Genomic DNA, 20,926 nt, shown 5'->3' on the forward strand with positions numbered 1-20,926 from the left:
TTCCAGTCCAACATCCGTTTCGGCAAAAGAAATTCGGCCTAAGATCGTCAGATCTCGACCGGATTCCGACGTGGCTGCCCAGAAGGCTTGATCAGTCGGGGCACGCATGCTTGGCTGGTGAATGAGTAGCCACTCGGGGCCCTCTGTTGCTCACTTGGTCGGGCTGATTTGAGTCTGCGGCATTGGTGACTCGATGCGACAGTGGGTGTCGGCCGATTCGGCGGGTATTTCGGGTGTCATGGTTCGGGTGCCTCCGTGGATGACGCGGTGGAGTGTCGGGGGATGGTGCGGAAGTTGGCGGCAGGCGATGTCCTGAGAGGCCGCGGCACACACGCGCAGGTTGCAGTTCGATCCGGGTGCGGGAACCATGCGCATGCCATGAACCTGGGGGTTCGACAGCTCAGGGAAGCGGCAAAGCATCATATGTCGCTGTGTTGGTTTCCCGGCATCACCTCATAATCGAGGCGTGTGGTCCCCTTTTCGATCGACTTGGCCAGTGATGAGGAGGGTCAACTGTTCCGCCTCCATTCATCGGTTCGCGGCCATCAGTAGACCAGAGGAAGCGTGAATGGGGTATTTTCGTCTACTCGTCGTTGGTAATGGCATATCGGCGTACGGCAGTTACCTGAATTTGGTGGCCCTGAATGTCTTCATCTACGACGTCACGGGCAGCGCGTTAGCCGCCGGACTCTTCATGGCCGTACGCCTGGCGACCAGTGTCGCGTCGGGCTTTGTGAGCGGCCGCCTCGTCGCGGCTTACGACCGCAAGCGCCTGATGGTCGGCGCTGACCTCTGCCAGGCCCTCTCGCTGCTGACACTGCTGCTGGCCCCTGAGGGGACGCGCACCACGCTGCTCTATTTCCTCGCTGTGGTCACCGGCGGTTGCTCGACCCTCTCACAAGTGGCTCTGCGCAGCAGCATTCCGGAGATCGTCGGCAGCGAGCACCGGGCCCGTGCCAACGGTCTGTTGGTCATTGGCCGGTCGCTCGCCATGATCGTCGGTTTCGCCTCGTCGGGCGTGGTGGTTGCGCAGTGCGGCTACTCCGCGGCATTCGCGCTGGATGCTGTGAGCTTCGTGATCTCTGCGACAGTCATGTTCCTGCTGCCCCTGCGCACCAGGGCGGACGCGCCGGTGGAAGCCGCCGAAAAGGCCCCGGAGAATGCCTCCAATGCGACGGGGTGGACTGTCCGGATACTGCTGCGGACGGCCCCTCTACTGGTGGTGATGATCGCAGTGCGGGCGGTGGACGGGCTTGGCTCCTCTTCCCACAACGTTGCCTTGCCCATCTATTCCAACGGCTTGGACCCTGGCCATCCGGCCACATTCATCAGTCAATTCTGGGCCACGTGGGCGATCGGCAACATCGTGGCTCAGCAACTGTTCAGCCGGGTCACCAAGAGGGCCGGCCGGACACCGGGCGAGCAGGCGTTCGCGCTCGGGGCCTGTGTGATGTCGGCGGGGTTCATCGTGGTGTTCAGCGGGTTTCCCACCGTGCCGACAATCATCGCCACGCTCATCGCGGGGGCTGCCGATGGATTCACCGAGACCGTGTACGTAACGAGGCTGCAGGCCGCCCCTGACGAGCAGCGCGGTCGCCTCTTCGGGCTCTCCGCCTCGGCCGAGAACGCCGGCTTTGGCCTGGGGATGCTCGTCAGCGGGGCGCTGTTGGAGACTTTCTCGCCGCTGCAGGTGGTGGCGTCCTTCCACGGCCTTGCCATCGTCCTGTGCGCAGTCCTGCTCTCGGCGATCCTTCGCCGGGCCGGCGCGGCCGCCCGGCGCGGGGAGGAACCGGTCAGCCCAGACCTGCCGACAGCGGCGGAGGGACGCGGCTGATGACGATAGGCAACCCCGACCCTCGTATGGCTGTCATCGGCATGGCCTTTCGGCTGCCCGGCGCCAGCACTCCCGAGGAATTCTGGCGCATCATCCGCGACGGCACGGACTGCATCACCCGGTTCACGGAGGAAGAGCTGGCTGCCGCCGGTATTCCCGCTGAACAATACCGGGCGGCGGACTTCGTCGGCGCGTCCGGTGTGGTGGAGGACATCGCCGGATTCGACGCCCAGCACTTCGGGATGAGCGCCCGCGAGGCCCAGCTCACCGACCCTCAGCAGCGCATGTTCCTGGAGTGCGCCCAGCACGCCTTGGAGAACGCCGGATACTCGGACGAGCGGGACGGCAACCGTGTGGGTGTCTACGCCAGTACGGGCTACCACCTGTACACCTTGCAGAACTATCTACTCAACAACGTGCTGCCCAGTCAGTCCGTCGATGACTGGCTGGCGGGGATGCAGATCACGGTCGGCAACTACACCGATTTCACGGCCACCCGCGTCGCCTACCGGCTGGGTCTCACCGGACCAGCCCTCAGCGTTCAGACCGCCTGCTCCAGCTCCCTGGTCGGAGTCCAACTCGCTGCGCAGTCGCTGCTCATGGGCGACTGCGACATAGCCCTCGCCGGCGCGACCGCCATCCATGTACCTCAAGTACTCGGCTATCGCCACGTCAAGGGGTCGATTCTCTCCAAGTCCGGCTACCTGCGGGCCTTCGACGCCGGCGCGGACGGGACCGTCGGGGGTACGGGGGTAGTCGCCGTCGTTCTGAAACGGCTGAACCGGGCCGTCGCCGATGGCGACACCATCCATGGCGTCATCCGCGGCTGGGGCGTCAGCAACGACGGTGCCGGCAAGAAGACGTTTACAGCCCCCAGCGCACAGGGCCAGCGCATATCCATTCGCCAGGCTCTGGAACGTTCGGGTGTCGGTGCGGAGACCATGGGCTACCTGGAGACCCACGGCACCGGCACACACAAGGGTGACCCAATCGAATTCGAGGGCGCCACCGCCGCGTACCGCGAGGACACGGAGCGCACCGGCTACTGCGCCCTCGGCTCGGCCAAGGCCAACATCGGCCATCTCGACGTGGCCTCCGGACTGGCCGGACTGATCAAGACCCTCCTGGTCTTGAAGCACGGCGTCATCCCGCCGATGGCGAACTTCAGCAAGCCCAACCCCGCCCTCGACCTGGACCGCAGCCCGTTCTACGTTCCCAGGATCGCCCGACCGTGGCCCGAGGGCGACACCCCGCGCCGCGCGGGCATCTCCTCCCTCGGTGTCGGCGGCACCAACGTCCACCTCGTCCTCGAACAGGCCCCCGAACCCACGCCCCGGTCCGGCACCGCCTCCACGCCGGACGTGCTCCTGGTCTCCGGGAGCACCAAGGAGGCCCTGGCTGCCAACGCCAGCGCCTTGCGCGACCGCCTGCGGCAGCAGCCTGGCACACACCTGGCGGACCTCGTCACCACCACCGCCCTCGGCCGCGCCCACAGCCGACACCGGCTCGCCGCCTGGGGCGCGACCCCGGTCGCTCTCGCCGATGCCCTCGACGCATGGCTGACCGGCACCAACCCGGCAGCGGTGACGACGGGAACACCACTGCGGGAAGGCCCCGCCCGCGTTGCCTTCCAGTTCACCGGGCAAGCCAGCCCGTACCCCGGCATGGCCACCGCCCTGTACGAGCGCTTTCCCACCGTACGCAAGTTGCTCGACACCTGTGAGCGCTGTTACCGCGACCTCACCGGCGGCTCCCTGCTCACCGGGCTGCTCGGGAACGGCTCGCAGACGAGCGGGCTGTGGCACACGGACACCGCGCAGCCTGCCCTCTTCACACTGCAGTGCGCCCTCGTCCAGCTGTGGCGCGACGCCGGTATCGCTCCGGACTCCGTGACCGGGCACAGCGTCGGCGAGTACGCGGCGCTCTTCGCGGCCGGAGCCTTGTCGCTCGACGACGGTCTTCGCCTCACCGCCGCTCGCGGCCGGCTGATGCAGCAGCGCTGCGTGCCCGGTGCGATGACCGCGGTAGCGCTCGACCGAGAGGCTGCCCAGGCTCTGGCTGCCGAGGTGGCGGGCCTGGAGCTGTCCGTGACCAACGGGGAGCGGGCAAGGGTGCTCGCCGGGTCCGCCACGGCCGTGGACCAGCTGGACGCCCTGCTCGACGAGCGCGGCATGCCGGGCGAGCGGCTGCCAGTGGCACGCGCCTTCCACACCTCCCTGATGGAGCCCATGCTGGAAGAATTCCGGGCGATCCTCGACGAGGTGGCCTTCCAACCGCTGCGTATCCCGTTCGTCAGCGGGCTTGACGGCATAACACGTTCGCCCGGGTGGGCCCCGGACGCCGACTACTTCATCCGGCACACCCGTGAGCCGGTCCGCTTTGACAAGGCACTGCGCGGTATCGGCCGACACCAGACCGACGTGCTGCTTGAGATCGGACCGCACACCACCCTCAGCGGCCTGGCGCGCCGGGCGCTGCCAAGCGTGCGGTCGTTGCCGTCCTTGCGGCGTGGCGCCGGGCTTCGCGCGCTCTGGGGCGCGGCGGCCGAGTTGCACTGCGCGGGAGCGGACATCAGCTGGCGTGCGCTCCTGGCGGGCTGCGGCGGCAGGAGGATACCGCTGCCCGGATACCGATTCCAACACAAAGACCACTGGCAAGGGCCGGAGTTGCCGACCCTGCCAACCAGAAAACCACAGATATATGGAGCCGTAGTGGCACAGCACGAGGCAGTGATCGAGCGAATACGCCGAAGCATCACCGAGTCGACGGCGCGGCACCTCAGCCATGATCCATCAGCCATCACCAGCGACACCTCCTTCTTCGCCCTCGGCGCCGACTCATTGCAGATGATCAGCGTGCTGCGCGAACTGGAGCAGGAGCATCAGGTCAAGGTGACGATGCGGGAGCTGTTCGAGGAGACGGGCACGCCGGGCCTGCTCGCGGAGCTCATCGCCGGCCGGCTGCCTGGGGCGAAGTCGGCGCTGCCGGAGCCCGTGGCGGAGCGGGCCTGGGATCCGGAGCCTGTCGCCCAGCACCACCCCGCCGTGCGAGAGCCTGTGGCAACCCACTCCCTGTCCGCTCCGGAGCCCACGCCCGTCGCCACCGCTCCCGGGTACGCCACTCGCCAGGAGCTGGAGGACCTCGCCCAAAAGCTCCACCAGATATCGCAAATACAGCTGCAGATGATGTCCCAGATCTCCCAGTTGCTCGCGCTCCAGACCGCTTCGGCGACGCTCGGGTTCAACGGCAAGGTAGCCAAGTGACCGGGCTGAACGGCGTCTTCTCTGCCCTTGACCGGGACCTGGCGGCCATGGCCGAACTCTCGGCACGCATCGCCGAGCAGCTGGGCGTGGGGGCACCCGCCGCGGAGCAACCTGCTGAGCCGCACCGCATGCACGGCCCCCGGGTGACTGTCGCGCGTACCTCCGGCATGATCCAGGGCACCTCCCCGCGTTCCCAACAGGAGCATCTGGACGACCTCGCACGCCGCTACACCGCCAGGACCCCGACCTCAAAAGGGATCGCCCAGCGCTACCGTAGCGTTCTGGCCGACAGCCGTGCCGTCGTCGGCTTCCGCAGCGGCACCAAGGAGATGCTGTACCCCATTGCGAGCCGCCGGGCGAGCGGGGCGCGGCTGGAGGACGTCGACGGCAACGAGTACGTCGACATCACCATGGGCTTCGGCGCGCTGCTCTTCGGCCACGAGCCGACCTTCGTCAGCGAGGCTGTCCGTGAGCACCTGTCGCGAGGCATCCAGCTCGGCCCCCGCAACACCGAGACGGGCGAGGCGGCCGAGTTACTGGCCGAGCTGACCGGCCTGGAGCGCGTGGCCTTCGCCAACTCCGGTACGGAAGCGAACTCCGCGGCCATCCGCCTGGCCCGCGCGGCCACGGGCCGCGACAAAATCGTCACCTTCCTGGGTGCGTACCACGGCCATGCCGACAACGTCCTCGGCCGTCCCTCCGGCACAGGGGCGGAGCGGGTCACCGTGCCCGTTTCCCGCGGTATCCCGCACAGTGCCGTCTCGGACCTGCTGGTGCTCGACTACGGCAGCCACGCAGCCCTGGAGACGATCGAGCAGCATGCCGCGGAGATCGCCGCGATCGTGGTGGAGCCGGTGCAGAGCAGACACCCCTCCCTGCAACCCGTCGAGTTCGTACGGAAGCTGCGCGAGCTGACCCGCCGCCACGGCATCGTGCTGATGTTTGATGAGATGCTGACCGGCTTCCGCCCCGCACTGCGCGGTGCGCAGGAGCTGTACGGCGTCAGCCCGGACCTGGCCACCTACGGCAAGCTGCTCGGTGGCGGTTTCCCCATCGGAGCCATCGCGGGCCGCGCCGACATCATGAACGGCGTCGACGGCGGTTACTGGACATACGGCGACGACAGTTACCCGCCCGCTGACACCACTTTCTTCGGCGGTACGTACATCCAACACCCGGTGTCGATGGTCGCCGCGCGCTCCGTTCTCACGCACCTCAAGGAGCACAGTCCGCGCCTGCAGGACCAGCTCAACGCTCGTACCGCCGAACTGGCCGCCACGCTCAACGGCTTCTTCGAGGCCGAGGAATTCCCACTGCGGATGAGCCACTTCGGCTCCCAGTTCCGTTTCGAGCATCGTGCCGACATGGAGCTCCTTTACCACCACCTGATGCTGCGCGGCGTGCACGTCTGGGAGTGGCGCAACTTCTTCCTGTCCACCGCCCACTCGGACGGCGATATCGAGTTCATCGCGGATGCCGTGCGGGGCGCGCTGCGCGAGCTGCGGTCGGCCGGCTTCTTCCCGAGCAGTCAGCCAACGGCCCCGAAGACAGTGGTTCCGCGGGCAGCGGCACCGGAGCCGGCCGCACCCGCATCGGCATCCGCCGCAGTGGCTGCCATGGCCCGGAACACCGCTGCGGCCACCGGAACCCGCCCGGCCCCCGTGAACGGGCCCGCCCCCCGAACCCCCGACTTCAGCGTCTACTTCTTTGGCGACTACCCACAGGACGCCGCCACCGCCCGGCACGGCAAGTACGAACTTCTCGTGGAGTCCGCCCGCTTCGCCGACCGGCATGGCTTCCACGCGCTGTGGATGCCCGAGCGCCACTTTCACTCCTTCGGCGGCCTCTTCCCCAACCCAGCGGTGCTCGCTGCCGCGCTGTCCCGCGAGACCGAGCGCATCCGGCTCAACGCCGGCTCCGTCGTGCTGCCGCTCCACGACCCGATCCGGGTGGCGGAGGAGTGGTCGATGGTCGACAACCTCTCCGGCGGGCGTGTCGGCATCGGCGTTGCCAGCGGCTGGAACGCCAACGACTTCGTCTTCTTCCCCGACCGCTTTGGCCGGCACAAGGAGGTGATGTACGAACAATTGGAACAGGTACGGAGCTTCTGGCGCGGTGTCGCGCTGCGGCGGACCGCTGGTGACGGCGAGAGCGAGGTGCGGCTCTTTCCGCGGCCCGTGCAGGACGCTCCGCCCATGTACACCGCGGTGGTCGGCAACCCGGCTTCGTACGAGCTCGCCGCCCGCCACGACCTGGGCATCGTCACCAATCTGATGACGCAGAGCGTCGAACAACTCCAGGAGAACATCGCCCGCTACCGCCGCGCCCGCGCCCGTCACGGTCTGGATCCGGACGCCGGGCGGGTGGCCGTCCTGCTGCACACCTACCTCGCGGCAGACCACGACACCGCGCGGACCGGGGCGTACGAACCGCTGTCCCGCTACATGCGCGCGTCCCTGTCACTGTTCAGCGGCGTCACCAACAGCCTCGGGCACAGCGTCGACCTCGCCGCCCTCAGCGAGGACGACCTGGAGACGGTGTTCCGCCGCGCGTACGGCCGCTACTGCGACCAGCGGGCCCTGATCGGTACGGTGGACAGCGTCGGCCCGGTGGTGGACGCGGTTACCGCGGCAGGCGCCGACGAGATCGTCGCACTGGTCGACTTCGGTGTCGCGCCGGACGAGCTGCGCGGGGGCCTCCCCCACCTCGCCGCATTGCGCCGTCGCTACCTGGAGAACCCAGAGAAGCCTGCTGCCCTGGCAGCCTCCACGCCGACCGCTGCCGCCCCTGTGTCGGCCGCCCCCGAACCCGTGCCTCGTGACACGCCTGGTGACGCGCCGCTTTCGCCGGGCCAGGAGCGGATCTGGTTCCTGGAGCAGCTGCTTCCGGGGCGTACCGCCTACAACGAGGTCAAGGCGATTCGCCTCGACGGCCCGCTCGACGTGCCTGCTCTGCGCGCGGCTCTGCACCGCCTCATCGCCCGCCACGAGGGACTGCGCACCGTCTTCCGAGAGACGGGAGGCGAGCCGCGGCAGATAGTGCAGGCATCGGCCCAGCCGGACTTCGAGGTCGTGGAGGGCACCGGCAGTCCGGCGGCCGCGGTTCAGGAGGTCCTGGCAGCGGAGAGCGCGCGCCGTTTCGATCTGGCGGTCGGCCCACTGTTCGTCAGCCGGCTGGTCGAAGTCGCCGACGAGGAGCACGTCCTCGTCCTCTCCCTCCACCACATCGTGGTCGACGCAGCCTCCGCCACCGTCCTGGCCCGCGACCTGTCCGCCCTCTACCGCGCCGAACTCGACGGAACCGCCCCCACTCTGCCGGCGCTGACCTGGAGCTACGCCGATCACGCAAGCGAGCAGGCGGCGTCCGTGGACAATCCCAAGGCCACCGAGGACCTGGGCTACTGGCGCCATGTGCTCGGCGGTGATCTGCCCTTATTGGACCTGCCCACCGACCGGCCGCGACCCGCGACGATGACATCCAACGGCCGGGCGATCTTCCGCACCCTCGATCCGGAACTTTCCCGGCAACTGCGCGAACTGAGCCGGACTCACCGGAGCACCCTGTTCATGACCCTGCTCGCTGGGTACGCGGCGATGGTGCACCGGGTCACCGGGCAGGAGGACATCATCATCGGCGTCCCGGTCTCCGACCGGCCTCAGCGGGCCGAGGACCTGCTCGGATTCTTCGTCAACACCCTTGCGCTGCGCTTCGACCTGTCCGGCGATCCGGGGTTCGGCAGGCTGCTGGACCGTGTGCGTACCGTCGCTCTCGATGCGTACGACCACGCCGATGTGGCGTTCGAGACGGTGGTCCGCGAGCTAGCCCCGCCACGGGCGGTAGACCGTACCCCGGTGTTCCAGGTGCTCGCCGAGTTCCAGCGCAGCGAACCGTTCCGCTTCGAGCTGCCCGGCATCGCGGCTACACCGCTGGACTCCGGCCCGGACAAGGCCCTGACGGATCTCACCATCTACTTCACCGACCAGCCGCAGGGCATCCGCTGCCACCTGGAGTACAACACCGACCTGTTCGATCCAGACACCGTCGAGCGGTTCTTCACCACCTTTCGGGACCTGCTCGCGGCGGCCGTCGACACCCCGGAGGCACCGCTGTCCCAGCTTGCCGAAGCGGCCGCCTCCGGGGAGCCCGTACCTGAATCCTGGCAGCGCGGCCCCTCCCGTACCTCGACGGACACCGCTGTTCACGAGCTGGTTGCCCGGCAGGCCGCCGCAGCCCCGGGCCGCACGGCGATAATCAGCGGCGAAACCGTGCTGACCTACCGTGAACTGGACGAGCGCGCCGAGCAGCTAGCCGCCGTTCTCCAGGAACAGCACGCGGATGGCAGCCCCGATGACATGGTGGCCCTGTGGCTGCCACGCTCCGCCGACCTTGTCGTAGCCATGCTCGCGGTACTCAAGGCGGGCCGCGCATACGTGCCGCTCGATCCCTCCCTCGGCCGGACGCGCGCCGAGCAGGTGATCGCCGAGTGCGGGGCCCGGATCGTGGTGTCCACGCGGGCCGAGGCGGCCACGCTGGCGCTGTCCGGCGGAGTGACCACCGTGACACCCGACGCCATCTCGCGGCGGCCCCATCGCGCCGCGGCCGCCACGGACCGCGAGTCCCTGTGCTGCGTCCTCTATACCTCCGGCAGCACCGGCACACCCAAGGGCATCGCGGTGCCACACCGCAGCATCGTCGACCTGTGCCAGTGGCACCACCGGCGCTTCGCCTTCACCACAGCCGACCGCAGCGCCGTCGTCTGCAGCCAGAGCTTTGACGCCTCGATCCTGGAGATCTGGCCGGCACTGACCGCGGGCGCCTCGGTCACGATCGCCGACGAGACGGTCCGCAAGGACCCGCTCGCCCTCGCCCAGTGGTACGCCGGGCAGGGCGTCACCTTCTCCATCCTGCCCACGGCACTGGGCGAAGCGGTGCTGCAGCTGCCGCCCGGCAACCAGCCGCCGCTGCGTCACCTGCTGCTCGGTGGTGACGTGTTGCGCACACGCCCACGGCCCGAGGCACCGTACGAGACGGTGAACGTGTATGGGCCCACCGAGGTCACAGTGCTGTGCACGGTGGAGACCGTGCCTCCTCAGACCGAGGGCTCTCGCTCGGCTGCCGAGGCGATCGCAATCGGCCGCCCGGTCGACAATGTGCGCCTGCGCGTAGTCGACGAGTCGGGCAGCCCGGTGCCGGTCGGGACCGTGGGGGAGCTGTTCGTCGGCGGCCCGGGTGTGACCCTCGGCTACCTGCACCAGCCCGAACTCACCAAAGAGCGCTTCCTGCCGGACCCGGACGGTGGCCAGGTCGCCCGCCTGTACCGCACGGGCGACTTGGTGCGCTGGACCACAGACGGAAAGCTAGAGTTCCGCGGCCGGACCGACGACCAAGTGAAGATCCGTGGTTTCCGGATCGAGCCGGAGGAAGTCTCCCGCGTACTCAACGGCCTGGACGGCGTGCGTGAGGCGGCCGTGCTGAGCCGCCGCAACGAACGGGACGAGGCTTATCTCGCCGCCTATGCTGTCCCCGCCGACCCGGTCGGCAAAGCCGCCGACGACCGGCAGGCGTTCGCCGACCTCATGGCCGACGAACTGGCCGCCCGGCTGCCGGAGTACCTCGTGCCGCGCGCCTGGCAAGTCCTCACCGAGCTGCCTCTGACAGGCAACGGCAAGCTGGACCGCTCCAAGCTGTCGCCGCCCGACCTCGTCACCGCGGCACCGCAACCGAAGCGACTTGCCACTGGTGAGGAGACGGAAGCCTGCCCCAGCACAGGCATCGAGCCCAGCCCGCGCACCAACATCGAGCCCAGCCCGCGCACCAACATCGAGCGGCGGATACGGGAGCTCTGGGCAGTCGAGTTCGCCATCGACGCCGACGGCATCGGGCCAGATGCCTCGTTCTTCGACCTGGGCGGTCACTCGATCACCGCGATGCGGATGGTCAACCGGGTCCGGGAGGAATTCGGCACCGAGTACCCCATGTTGCGGTTCTACCAGGAGCCAACGCTGCGGGCCATGACGGCCTATCTCACCGGCGAAGCAGGAGAACCCGGACCGTCCGGAGCCGATCACGGGACCGGCGCCGTCGAACGGCGGGCGCCCGCTACCGAGCAGCAGGCCCGCTTCGCCTCGGTCCACGCCCGTCACCCTCTTCCGCAAGTCTTCAACGTCGCCATGCGGATCACCTTCTTCGGGGCCTTGGACGTGGTGGCGCTGCGCACCGCCCTGACCCGGCTCATCGAACGGCACGAGGGCCTGCGGACCCGCCTTGCCAAGGACGGCGACGGCTGGCAGCAGGAGGTGCTTCGTTCCCGGCCGGTGGACCTCCCCGTCGAGGACCTCATCGCCCGGCCGCCACGGGAGCGGGATTCCGCCTTGGAACGGGCCAGTGCTGAGGTCGCGGAGACGCCGCTCGACCCCGCCGACGGAGTTCCGACGACCCTTCGCCTGCTGCGCACCGGCGAGAGCACCTGGGTGCTGCTGTTCGCCCTGCACCACGCCATGTGCGACGGATGGTCCGTCAGCCTGCTGCTGAAGGAACTGGCCGCGCTCTACGCCGCGGCTATGACAGATATCCCCCACACCCTGCCACCCGCGCCATACCAGCCCATCGCGTACGCGCAGTGGCAGCGCGACCACGCCGACGCGGCCACCGACGAGCGGAAGCTGGAGTTCTGGCTGCGCCGGCTGGACGGCGTACCCTTCGGCATCGACCTGCCGCTTGACCGGCCACGGTCGACGACCGCGAGCGGGCGGGGCGGGATCGTGACGTTCACCGTGCCGGCCGAGGTGCGTACCGCCGTGGAGCAGCTGGCCAGGCAGCGGGGTACGACCCCATTCGTGGTCACCGCAGCGGCCCTGGGCCGGATGCTGTCGCAGAAGTCCGGGCAGTCGGACGTCTTGTTCAACATTTCCTACGCCAACCGTGAGCGCCGCGCGTTCGAGTCGCTCGTGGCCTGTGCGACCACGGGGTTTGCGCTTCGGGTGCGCAATGGCGCGGCCGGTTCCTTTGCCTCTCTGACGGACCAGGTTGCCCGTACTACGGTGGAGGGAATCGATCAGGTCATGCCGGTACGCAGGATCGCCCCGGTGATGCGGGAGCGAAAAGGCATCGCTATGCCTGACCAGCTCGCTGTCGGCTTCGCCTACCAGAGTTCGCTGGAGACCGACATCGAACTACCAGGGCTGGCCACGTCTGTCGAGGACCTTGCCCCCGCCGCGTCCAGGACGGACCTCACCCTCGGGCTCGTGCCCACCGGGGACGTACTCGCGGGCTTCGTGGAGTACTCGGCCGACCTGTGGGACCGCGCGACTGTCGAGGGGTGGGCCCATGACTACGTCGAGCTCCTGCGGAAGGAGGTTTGGCAGGCTTACGGCGACTGAATCGCTGAAGGTCGGGGTCCACCGGACCCCGACCACCTTGCCCTATCCATCAGACACGGACCTTTTGGAGGCATGAACGGGGCAACGAGGAACTTCCGGACGCGCGGGCCCGCCGGGCCATGTGGGCGAACCGCCGGTCCCCTCCCACGCCAAGTGCCGCTCCAGATCGCCGCCAATGCGACGGCGCAGGCCGGTTGCTGGCGGTCGGCTGCGGTCCGCCATGCCGGACTCAGCGACGGGTGTTGAGTGGATACGACGACCTCGGAGCCGCGAAGCATTGCTGTGGTACGCCTGGGTTCGCAAAGTCCCAGGGGACAAGGACCCTGCCCGCGGCGGCGTACCCATCCCCTCCTCAGCCGGCGCAAGCCCTGGCCGGCCCGGGAGGGGGATGGTTCCTCAGAAACCTTCGCCGGTCAGGGACATCCCAGGGACGACTGCGGGACTTTCCACCGTGCAGGCGGGAAGGTCATGACAGTGCTGAAAGACACAAATGCGCTGGTCAGGAATTCCAGGCGCAGGGTTCGCTGACGTTGACTGCGAGCCCGCCGCGGGCGGTCTGATGCGCACGTGAGGCGCCTCGGATCCCAAAGGTGTCACCGATATGGTGCAGGTTGCCTTAACGGAGATTGGCGGACACGAACATCGACAATGTCAACCGTCAGGTCCGCCTGAGCTTCCTGGGCTGACCAAGATCGTCCTGGGGGTGGCCGTGAATTCTCCGACGGATGCGGAAAGTGCCTGCTCGGCGTGCGGCGGCTGTCCCGGATGAAGCCGGCCACGTCCTCCCCTGAGCGTCAACGGGAGGACGTGCTGACAGCCGCGGCATCTGTCGGCGGGCACATCATCGGCTGGGCCGACGACCGGGAGGTATCGGGAGCCACGGACCCCGGTCACCCGGCCCAAGCTCGGCCCGTGGCTTCGCGATGAGCGGGGGCCGTATGACGGCCTCGTCGCCGCAGCGGTGGACCGGCGTGATGCTCCACGGGTTCCCGGCGTGCCCGCTTTCTCTCGCGCACTCGGTGTAGGGATTCTCCCTGTCGGGCGGCGTGCTCGTGCCACTGAAGTGGTAGAAGTCGCCCGTGGTCACCGGGTTGCTGGAATGGGTGTAGGCACCGTCGAGGTTGATTGCCTTGCCGTCGCGGTACAAGTACTGATTCGGCATATAGCTGGAGCGCAGTAGGGGTGAAGCGGACACCCGGCGGATCGAACCGTCGGTACACGACTCGAAGTCGAGTTCCTGCCAGATGGGAGGTGCGCTGCCGAAGATGGAGCCGGTGAGGCCGGGCTTGAAGAACATATTGCGGATCTCCGCCGCCATCGTGGTCACCGGATGGTTCGCCCCTGTGGCGCGCGACACCTTGTCCACCCATTCGGAAACGCACCCATATCTTGCCCAGGTCCATCTTCTGACCGAAGGCCCAGGAGCCGTCGATGGTCATGGGGCCTGAGGGGCCGCCGTAGTGTGCCTTGTCACGGGTGTGGGTGTACCAAAAGTGGCCACCGTAGCCGCCGCCGACCTGGTGCAGGTCAGCCTTGGCCTCATAGTGGTTGTCGGAATCGGGATAGCAGGTGAACTGGAAACTGCCCGACGACGTCACCTTCCCGCAAGTACCCCAAGACTGCGTCCCGTTGGGGACAGAGGCTACGACGACCGCGTCCTTCGGAGCACCGGAACAGACGGGCTGGCCGTACTTGAGGCGGTTGCCGCGCCCAGCACTTGGCGTCCGGGTAGTCGGGCGGGTCGGGCGGGTCGGCCGGGTCACACCCGTTGTGAATGTTGCACCTTGGCGCTCCACCGCCGGTGACATTCTTCGACGTCGGCGACGCGGATGTTGAGGAAGCTGCTGACCGTGTTCGGGTCAGTGGGCGGGCGCCGAGTGATGTCTGGCTTGCCGGGGGTCGGCCCGCCGCCGCGCCCGGTACGGCAGCAGAGCCCCGATACGGCAGCAGGGCCCGGACCCGCGCGTCGCGGTCCGGGCCCTGCCCCGTGCGGTGCCGCCCTGCGGCGGCGGTCCGTCAGCTCTGTGCAGTGTCCTCGCCAGTCTGCCCGGCGCCCTCAGCTGCGCCTGCCTTCTCGCGCATCTTGCGCACCAGCTCCGCCTTCTGGTCGGCGGCACCCTGGCGGTCGAGGTTGCGGTGCGGACCGTTGTTCTGCCGTTCGGCGCGGGACAGCCTCTTGCGCTGGCCGCCGCCCATGCCCACGGGGTTGTTGATGTTCTTGCTCACGGGTTCTCCCGGAATGATGTGAAGTGATCTACGGATTCATCGGTGGAGGACGGGCGCGGCGACGTCGAAGGACGTGAGCAGGGGCCCGTCACGCTCTCACTCGTAAATCGGCGTCTGGAAGAACATGACAAAGACAATACCCGGCTCCGTCGGCCCCGCACACCAAGTTTTTCGCCGCCCCTGGCGGCACTCCCTGCGTCCGCAGCCGGCGCCCGGTTCGGATACCCCCGGGTATCCCCCTAGGGCCAGCTGCTCGATCGGCAGATCGCTGCCCTGGAGGTCCCCACGGGAGGCCGAACGCGGGATGGCATCACGCATGGCTGGTGACAGCTGAAGAGGATGGTCGAAAACCTAGTATTTCCATCCTGGTTGTCTCTCCTTAGGCGGTGTGCCCGCCTGGCCCTGCACTCGCTGACATGGCTGTTCAATGGACTGACCAAGCCGGCGAAGGGGTGAGGAGAAACCAGGCGTCACGCTTCCGCCGGCCCCACACGAAGGGCAGGCGGCGCCCTTGGGGTGCATGCCACGGCACCGCCCGCATGGGTGGCGGATGCCCGGAATACCGGAGAGCGGCCACCGACCCCGATGGCGGCGGCCCGTCACCTTCCGGCAAGCCCCACAGGTGCCCTTCGTGTTTCGCCCACTCGGTGGCCACCTGGCTGGCTCTTGATCTGAACACACGAACGGGGGCCGCCGCCCTGGAGCGGTGACCCCCGTTCCTGCGTTTCCACAGGGAGAAAGGTTCCCCTGGGAGAACCGTGTGTGGGGCGGGTGGGACGCGAACCTATCCCGGTGACGCGTCTCACCTGCGACTTCACCGGGTGGCCGGACAATTCCACCCGATTCGATCCCGCTGCGTCCCCCTCGACCGTGCTGGATCCAGTGCGGTTAGGCGATCGCCACGCCACGTGCCTGGCAGGTGGCGGCAGCAGAGTGCAATGCGTTCCCTCTGGGCACCTCGCTGTGGAGCCACCGGCTCGGCGCGGGCGGGCTGGAAGAGGTACGCCACTGGCTGGGCCGGGCCCTGGTACAAGCCCTGGAGCCCAGCGCCGTGCGCGCCAAGGCGCTGAGGATCGGTGGGTTGCCGGGTCACATGCGCGGCGACGCCGTCGCCGCGAGGACCCGGCCGGCCGACTGCCGGGACCTCGCCGAGACGCTGGGCGACGGTCCGGCATGTCAGTGGTCAGCGGTCAGCGGTCAGCGGTCAGTGGTCAGTGGTCAGTGGTCAGCGGACCGTTTCCCGTGGCCTCGTCGGGCGAAGCGCTGGGGAGAGAAAGGCCGTGCCATGGTTGCGATGTCCGCATCACGCTCCTCCCCCTTTACCTGTGCGGCGATCTTTACCTGTGCGGCGATGATCTCCGCCGTCATCGGCGCCAGGGTGACCCCGAGCATCCCGTGTCCACTGGCGACGAAGACGTTCTCCTTGCCGGGCAGCGGCCCGATGACGGGCAGTCCGTCGGGCGTCATCGGACGCAGTCCCGTCCAGGCGTGCTGCTGCGGTGCGGGCGGGAAGTCCGGCAGGTATTCGCCGGCGGACCGGATGATTCCGCGCACACGATGTGGTGCGACCGTGGAGTCGGAGCTGCCGAACTCCATCGTTCCGGCGAACCGGAGCCGGCCTGACAGTGGGGTAATCGCCACCTTCGCTTCGCCCAGGTACACCGAGTGCCGCAGCTTCACCGAGCCACTGGTGTCGTCGAACCCGTACCCCTTGCCCGGCTGGATGGGCAGGGGGAATCCGGCCAGCCGCGACAGCGCGCCGGAGTGCACTCCTGCTGCGAGGACGAACAGGTCCCCGCCGATCTCCTCGTCCCCCGCCAGTACGGAGGTCGTCAGGGCGCCCTCGGAACGGATGCTGGTGACATGCCTGCCGTGGAGGAAGCGCACCCCGAGTTTCCGACAGCGCTGCTCAAGGCCCTCGATCAGGGTGGCGGGGTCCACATGCCGTTCCTGGGTGCACTGGAGACCTGCCTGCACGTATGGACCGAGCGCGGGCTCCAGATCCCGGGCCTCGTCACCGGAGAGCGGGACGGCGGTGTGGCCGATCCGCTCCATCGGGACGAAATCGGCCCGGTGCGCGTGCATGGCATCCCGAGTACGGAAGACCAGGAGATGGCCCGTGCGGTGGTATTCGAAGCGCACTCCGTCCTGCTGGTACCCGTCAAACAGGGAGACGGTTCGTTCATTGAGCGCCACGAGAGCTTCGATGCCGTGCTGGTAATCCCTGCTATTGCAGTGACGCAGCATGCTTGCGATGAAGCGCACATGGTCAGGGCGCAAGGACGGTCGGATATGGAGGGGACTGTCCTTACGGGCCATCCACCGCAGTGCCTTACCCAGCATCCCGGGTGCGGGGACGGGAGTCGACATGACCGGAACGATCCACCCGGCATTGCGAGTTGAGGCGCCGGCCCCGCTCCGGCCCGTATCCACGACCGTGACGTCCAGTCCGTCCCGGGCCAGTCGGTAGGCGGTGGCGAGTCCGACCATGCCCGCTCCGACGATCACTGCTTTCTCTGTCATCCTGCACTTCCTCGGGTCGACATCTTCGCCGGTGTGGTGACCGCTCGGGTGAGCACGGCGCCCGGCGCTGTGATCTCAGGGTTGGGTGGGGCGGCTGGTGAAGGGCACGGGGTGCGAAGCCGCTGCCTGGGCCGGTGCACTGCCACTGGCGTCTGCCAGTCGGCGGCCGCGGGTCTCCGGTGCCAGCGCGAAACAGACCGCGAATCCGAGAACGGTGACGCCGGCCATGATCAGCATGATGGGACCCACCCCCATGCTTTCCAGGCCGATCGGCAGCAAGTAGGTCCCGATGGCCGCCCCGATGCGGCTGACCGCGGTGCCGATGCCGACCGCCGTCGCGCGAATCTCCGTGGGGAACAGCTCTGTGGGATAGATGAATTCGAGGATGCTCGGGCCGCCGGAGAAGAACGCGTAAGCGCAGAAGCATGCGAGAACCACGGCGATGGACGCGCCGGGAGCCAGTCCCAAAATCGCGAGCGGGACGACCATGAGTGCGAACGACCAGACGATCAGCGGACGTCGGCCCCGGGTATCGATGATGCGCAGCGCGGGAAGGCAGCCGACGAGGAACAGTACGCTGATGAGCGCCGAACCGATCACCGAGGTGTTGCTGTCGGCCATGCCGAAAGCGCCGAGGATCGTCGGGCCGAAGGTGTAGATCGCGAACAGCGGAACGATCTGCAGAAGCCAGAAGAGACCGACGAAAACAGTGCGCTTGAGGTAGACGCCCCGGAAAACCTCGGCGAAGCCCAGGCCGTGCGCGGACTCGTCGGCTCTCAGCGATTCGACCGCCTCCGGGGTGGCCTGCTCACCGTAGACGCGGGTGAGTACGGCACGCGCCTGCTCCAGGCGTCCGCGGCTGACGAGCCAGCGCGGCGACTCAGGCGTCCCGATGCGCGCGATGATGAATGCGGCGGCCGGGATCGCGGCACTGCCCAGCGCCCAGCGCCACGCCCCGGAGCCCGCGAGATTGATCAGGCTGTAGCCGACCAGGTACGCAGTCGTGGCCCCCACGAACCACATCATGATGAGCATTCCCATGACACGTCCGCGCTGAGCCGTCGGCAGCCACTCGGACAGCAAGGCGCTGCCGATGGCGTAGTCCGCGCCCAGCGCGATTCCGATGACGAACCTCAGGGCGATCAACTGCACCGGGTCGGTAACGAACATCGACCCGATGGAGGCCGCCCCGATCACGACGAAGTGGAGTGTGAACAGCAGTTGACGGCCGATGCGGTCGGTGAGGCGTCCGAAGACCAGGCCGCCGAGGAACAGGCCGATGAGCGCCGACGCACCGATCAGGCCCGCCGCGCTCGCTGACATCCCGAGGTCTTCGGATATTCCGAGTACGACTACGCCGACGATGCTGAGCAGGTAGCCGTCGAGGAACTGCCCTCCGGCGGTGAGCACGAACATCTTCTTGTGGAATGGACTGAAACGAGCGTCATCGATGAGCGAGGTACTCACGTGATTCTCCTTGGTGTCGGTCGTCGGCAGCGACGATCCTGACTTCTCGGATCAGTGGACGACCTGGTGAAGTGGGCTTCCCATACCTCTACGGATTCGAAGTGGCCCTGCGACGTCATCTGAGGACTGCGGGGAGGGCCGTGGGCTGCGGCGATGACCCCGGCGGCTTGGTAAATCCCGGAACTCACGCCGGCGCGGGCCTCTCCCTGACTGGTGTGCGGGCGAGTTCACGGAGCGAGATTCCGGGTGGAGTGGTAGACCAGCGCGGCCGCGGCCAGGTCGGCGAGACCGCTGCCGACGGACTTGAAGACGGTGATCTGGTCGCGATCGCGCCGGGCAGCAATATCACCGCGGCACAATCCGGGCAGGGTCCCGGCGATCGCGTTCCGGTCGAGGACGCCGGCGTCGATCGGCTGGATGAGGTCGCCGGACTCCTCCAGCGCGGCCCAGGTGTCGATGTAGACCGTGCCGCGGCGTAGGCACTCGTCGTCGGCTTCCCGCATGGTGGGGCGGAAGCTTCCGATGAGGTCGAGGTGGGTTCCCTTGCGCAGCCAGCCCCCGCGAATGAGCGGCTCGGTGGCGAGGGTGGCGCAGGTGACGATGTCGGCGGCGGCTACCGCATCCCGCAGGTCGGTGGCGACATCGGCATCGACACCCTGCTCACGCAAGCTGTCCACCAGGCGTTGTGCGTGCGCGGGCATGTGGTCGTGCACGATCACTTTGCGGATGTCGAAGGCGCTGCGGTACGCGTCGGCAGCCAGGCTGCCGACGTGCCCCGCGCCGACCACGACGTGGACCTTGCTGTCCTTGCGTGCCAGGTAGGTGGCCGCGAGCGCCGAGGTCGCCACGGTCCTGCGCTGGGTGAGCGTGTTTCCGTCCAACACGGCGAGATGCTCGCCGGTGGTCGCACTGGCCAGGACAAAGGCGGAGGAGAGTGCCGGACGTCCCAGCGAGCTGTTGCCGGGGAAGACGTTGACCAGCTTCACACCGAGGTACTCGCCGTCGGTCCAGGACGGCATGAGCAGCACACTCGCATCGGACCCGGCGTCGATGACGTGGTGGTGCCGCTGGGGAGTGTGGGCGCCATTTCGGAATCCGGTGCGTAGCGCGTCGATGAGTGCATCGAAGGGCAACGCCCGGACGGTGTCTTCGGCTGAGATGGTGAGCATTGGCTTGCCTCCGGGAGGGGCGTCGAGGGGCAGTCCCGGACCAACAGGCCCCGGGGGTGCCGGGGACGTGTGGGTCGTCGCATGTGGGGGCTCCGGCGTGGGGGGTGCCGCCGGGGCAGGCATACCGGGCCTCTTCCCCACCTTCTACTCATGGGTAATCGGTTACCGGTTACCTGTCACCGGTTGGCGAGTACCATGCCTACGGCGAAATCCAAAGTCAAGAGTCTGAGACCAGGAGGTGGCGTGTCCGAGTCGGCATCCCAGCCCTTGCGGCACACGAGTCTGCGTGACCAGGCACTGGAGGTGATCCGGCAGGCACTCGTATCCGGCGAGATCAAGCCCGGCGAGATCTACTCCGCGGCGGCACTGGCCACGCGGCTCGGAGTGTCCGGAAGCCCCGTACGCGAGGCCATGCTCACTCTGGTCAACCAGGGCCTGATGGAACCCGTCCGCAACCGCGGATACCGCGTCGTGCCGATGAGCGAACACGACCTCGACGAGGTCTACGAGATGCGCCTGCTCCTCGAAGTGCACGGCACGCTTCAAGCCGCGGGCAGCATGAGCAAAGGCGATCTTGCCCGACTCGAATCAACCGTGGCCGACATGGAAGCCGCGGCCGGCCAAGGGGACGTGGTGCAGGTCCTCGAAGCCGACCGGCAGTTCCATCTCGGCCTCCTCGCCCACTGCGGCAACAAACGCCTCGTCAAAACAGTGGAGACCCTGCGCGACCAAACCCGGCTCTACGGGCTGGAGTATCTGGCCAAGCACGGCACACTCACCGACATCGTCCACGAACACCGAGACATCCTGACCGCGATCGCAGACGGCGACCTGCCCCGCCTGGAGAGCATCATCCGAGCGCACCTGCACCACGTCCGATCCGACTGGGCGGACGGGGACTAGGCAGTTTCGTTTGGATCAGCTGGTCGTTGGTCCTGCTGTGCCGTTAACAGATGCGCACTGGACGCGAATCGAGCCGTTGCTTCCGGACCGGACGCCGAAGCGGGGTGGCCGCTGGCGGGATCACCGGGAGGTGATCGACGCGATCGCCTTCAAGTTCCAGAC

10 protein-coding genes and 1 pseudogene are annotated in these 20,926 nt (G+C 67.9%); 5 read left to right on the plus strand and 6 right to left on the minus strand.

Annotation, left to right across the window (positions count from 1 at the left end):
- Positions 1-568 precede the first annotated feature (568 nt).
- Genes ACF088_RS14200 through ACF088_RS14210 form a run of 3 tightly spaced genes read left to right on the plus strand, consistent with a single transcriptional unit; the run spans position 569 to position 12,476 of the window.
- Positions 569-1,834, plus strand: coding sequence for an MFS transporter (locus ACF088_RS14200; RefSeq protein ID WP_392375979.1), 1,266 nt, complete (start codon positions 569-571; stop codon positions 1,832-1,834).
- The gene (locus tag ACF088_RS14205) at positions 1,834-5,097 is read left to right on the plus strand and encodes a type I polyketide synthase (protein ID WP_392375980.1); all 3,264 of its coding nucleotides are present in this window, start codon (positions 1,834-1,836) and stop codon (positions 5,095-5,097) included. The genes ACF088_RS14200 and ACF088_RS14205 overlap by 1 nt, the downstream gene beginning before the upstream one ends.
- A complete protein-coding gene (locus ACF088_RS14210) occupies positions 5,094-12,476 on the plus strand; it encodes a MupA/Atu3671 family FMN-dependent luciferase-like monooxygenase (RefSeq protein WP_392375981.1) in 7,383 nt (2,460 codons plus the stop codon). Before ACF088_RS14205 ends, ACF088_RS14210 begins: the two co-directional genes overlap by 4 nt.
- Positions 12,477-13,317: 841 nt before the next feature.
- On the opposite strand, the gene ACF088_RS14215 is transcribed toward ACF088_RS14210, so the two are convergent.
- The 6 genes and pseudogenes from ACF088_RS14215 to ACF088_RS14240 all read right to left on the minus strand — a co-directional run bounded on the left by ACF088_RS14215 (position 13,318) and on the right by ACF088_RS14240 (position 19,861).
- Positions 13,318-13,803: a hypothetical protein gene (locus ACF088_RS14215; RefSeq protein ID WP_392375983.1), complete on the minus strand. Its 486-nt coding sequence runs from the start codon at positions 13,801-13,803 to the stop codon at positions 13,318-13,320.
- Between the two features lie 456 nt (positions 13,804-14,259).
- Positions 14,260-14,388: pseudogene (locus ACF088_RS14220) on the minus strand (VOC family protein); the annotation flags it as partial.
- Between the two features lie 104 nt (positions 14,389-14,492).
- On the minus strand, positions 14,493-14,702 hold the full coding sequence (locus tag ACF088_RS14225; RefSeq protein WP_392375985.1) for a DUF6243 family protein: 210 nt from the start codon (positions 14,700-14,702) through the stop codon (positions 14,493-14,495).
- A 1,218-nt stretch (positions 14,703-15,920) separates the two neighbouring features.
- Positions 15,921-17,225 (minus strand): NAD(P)/FAD-dependent oxidoreductase, encoded by a 1,305-nt coding sequence (locus tag ACF088_RS14230; RefSeq protein WP_392375987.1) that lies wholly within the window; start codon positions 17,223-17,225, stop codon positions 15,921-15,923.
- A 75-nt stretch (positions 17,226-17,300) separates the two neighbouring features.
- The gene (locus ACF088_RS14235; protein ID WP_392375989.1) at positions 17,301-18,692 is read right to left on the minus strand and encodes an MFS transporter; all 1,392 of its coding nucleotides are present in this window, start codon (positions 18,690-18,692) and stop codon (positions 17,301-17,303) included.
- Positions 18,693-18,919: 227 nt separating this feature from the next.
- A complete protein-coding gene (locus ACF088_RS14240) occupies positions 18,920-19,861 on the minus strand; it encodes an ornithine cyclodeaminase family protein (RefSeq protein ID WP_392375990.1) in 942 nt (313 codons plus the stop codon).
- A 243-nt stretch (positions 19,862-20,104) separates the two neighbouring features.
- Here ACF088_RS14240 and ACF088_RS14245 point away from each other — a divergent pair, with 243 nt between their 5' ends.
- A complete protein-coding gene (locus ACF088_RS14245; protein WP_392375992.1) occupies positions 20,105-20,764 on the plus strand; it encodes a GntR family transcriptional regulator in 660 nt (219 codons plus the stop codon).
- Between the two features lie 37 nt (positions 20,765-20,801).
- On the plus strand, positions 20,802-20,926 hold a 125-nt coding region (locus tag ACF088_RS14250; RefSeq protein WP_392376031.1), incomplete at its 3' end, for a transposase.

The organism is Streptomyces sp. NPDC015125 (assembly GCF_043080045.1).
Lineage (GTDB): Bacteria > Actinomycetota > Actinomycetes > Streptomycetales > Streptomycetaceae > Streptomyces.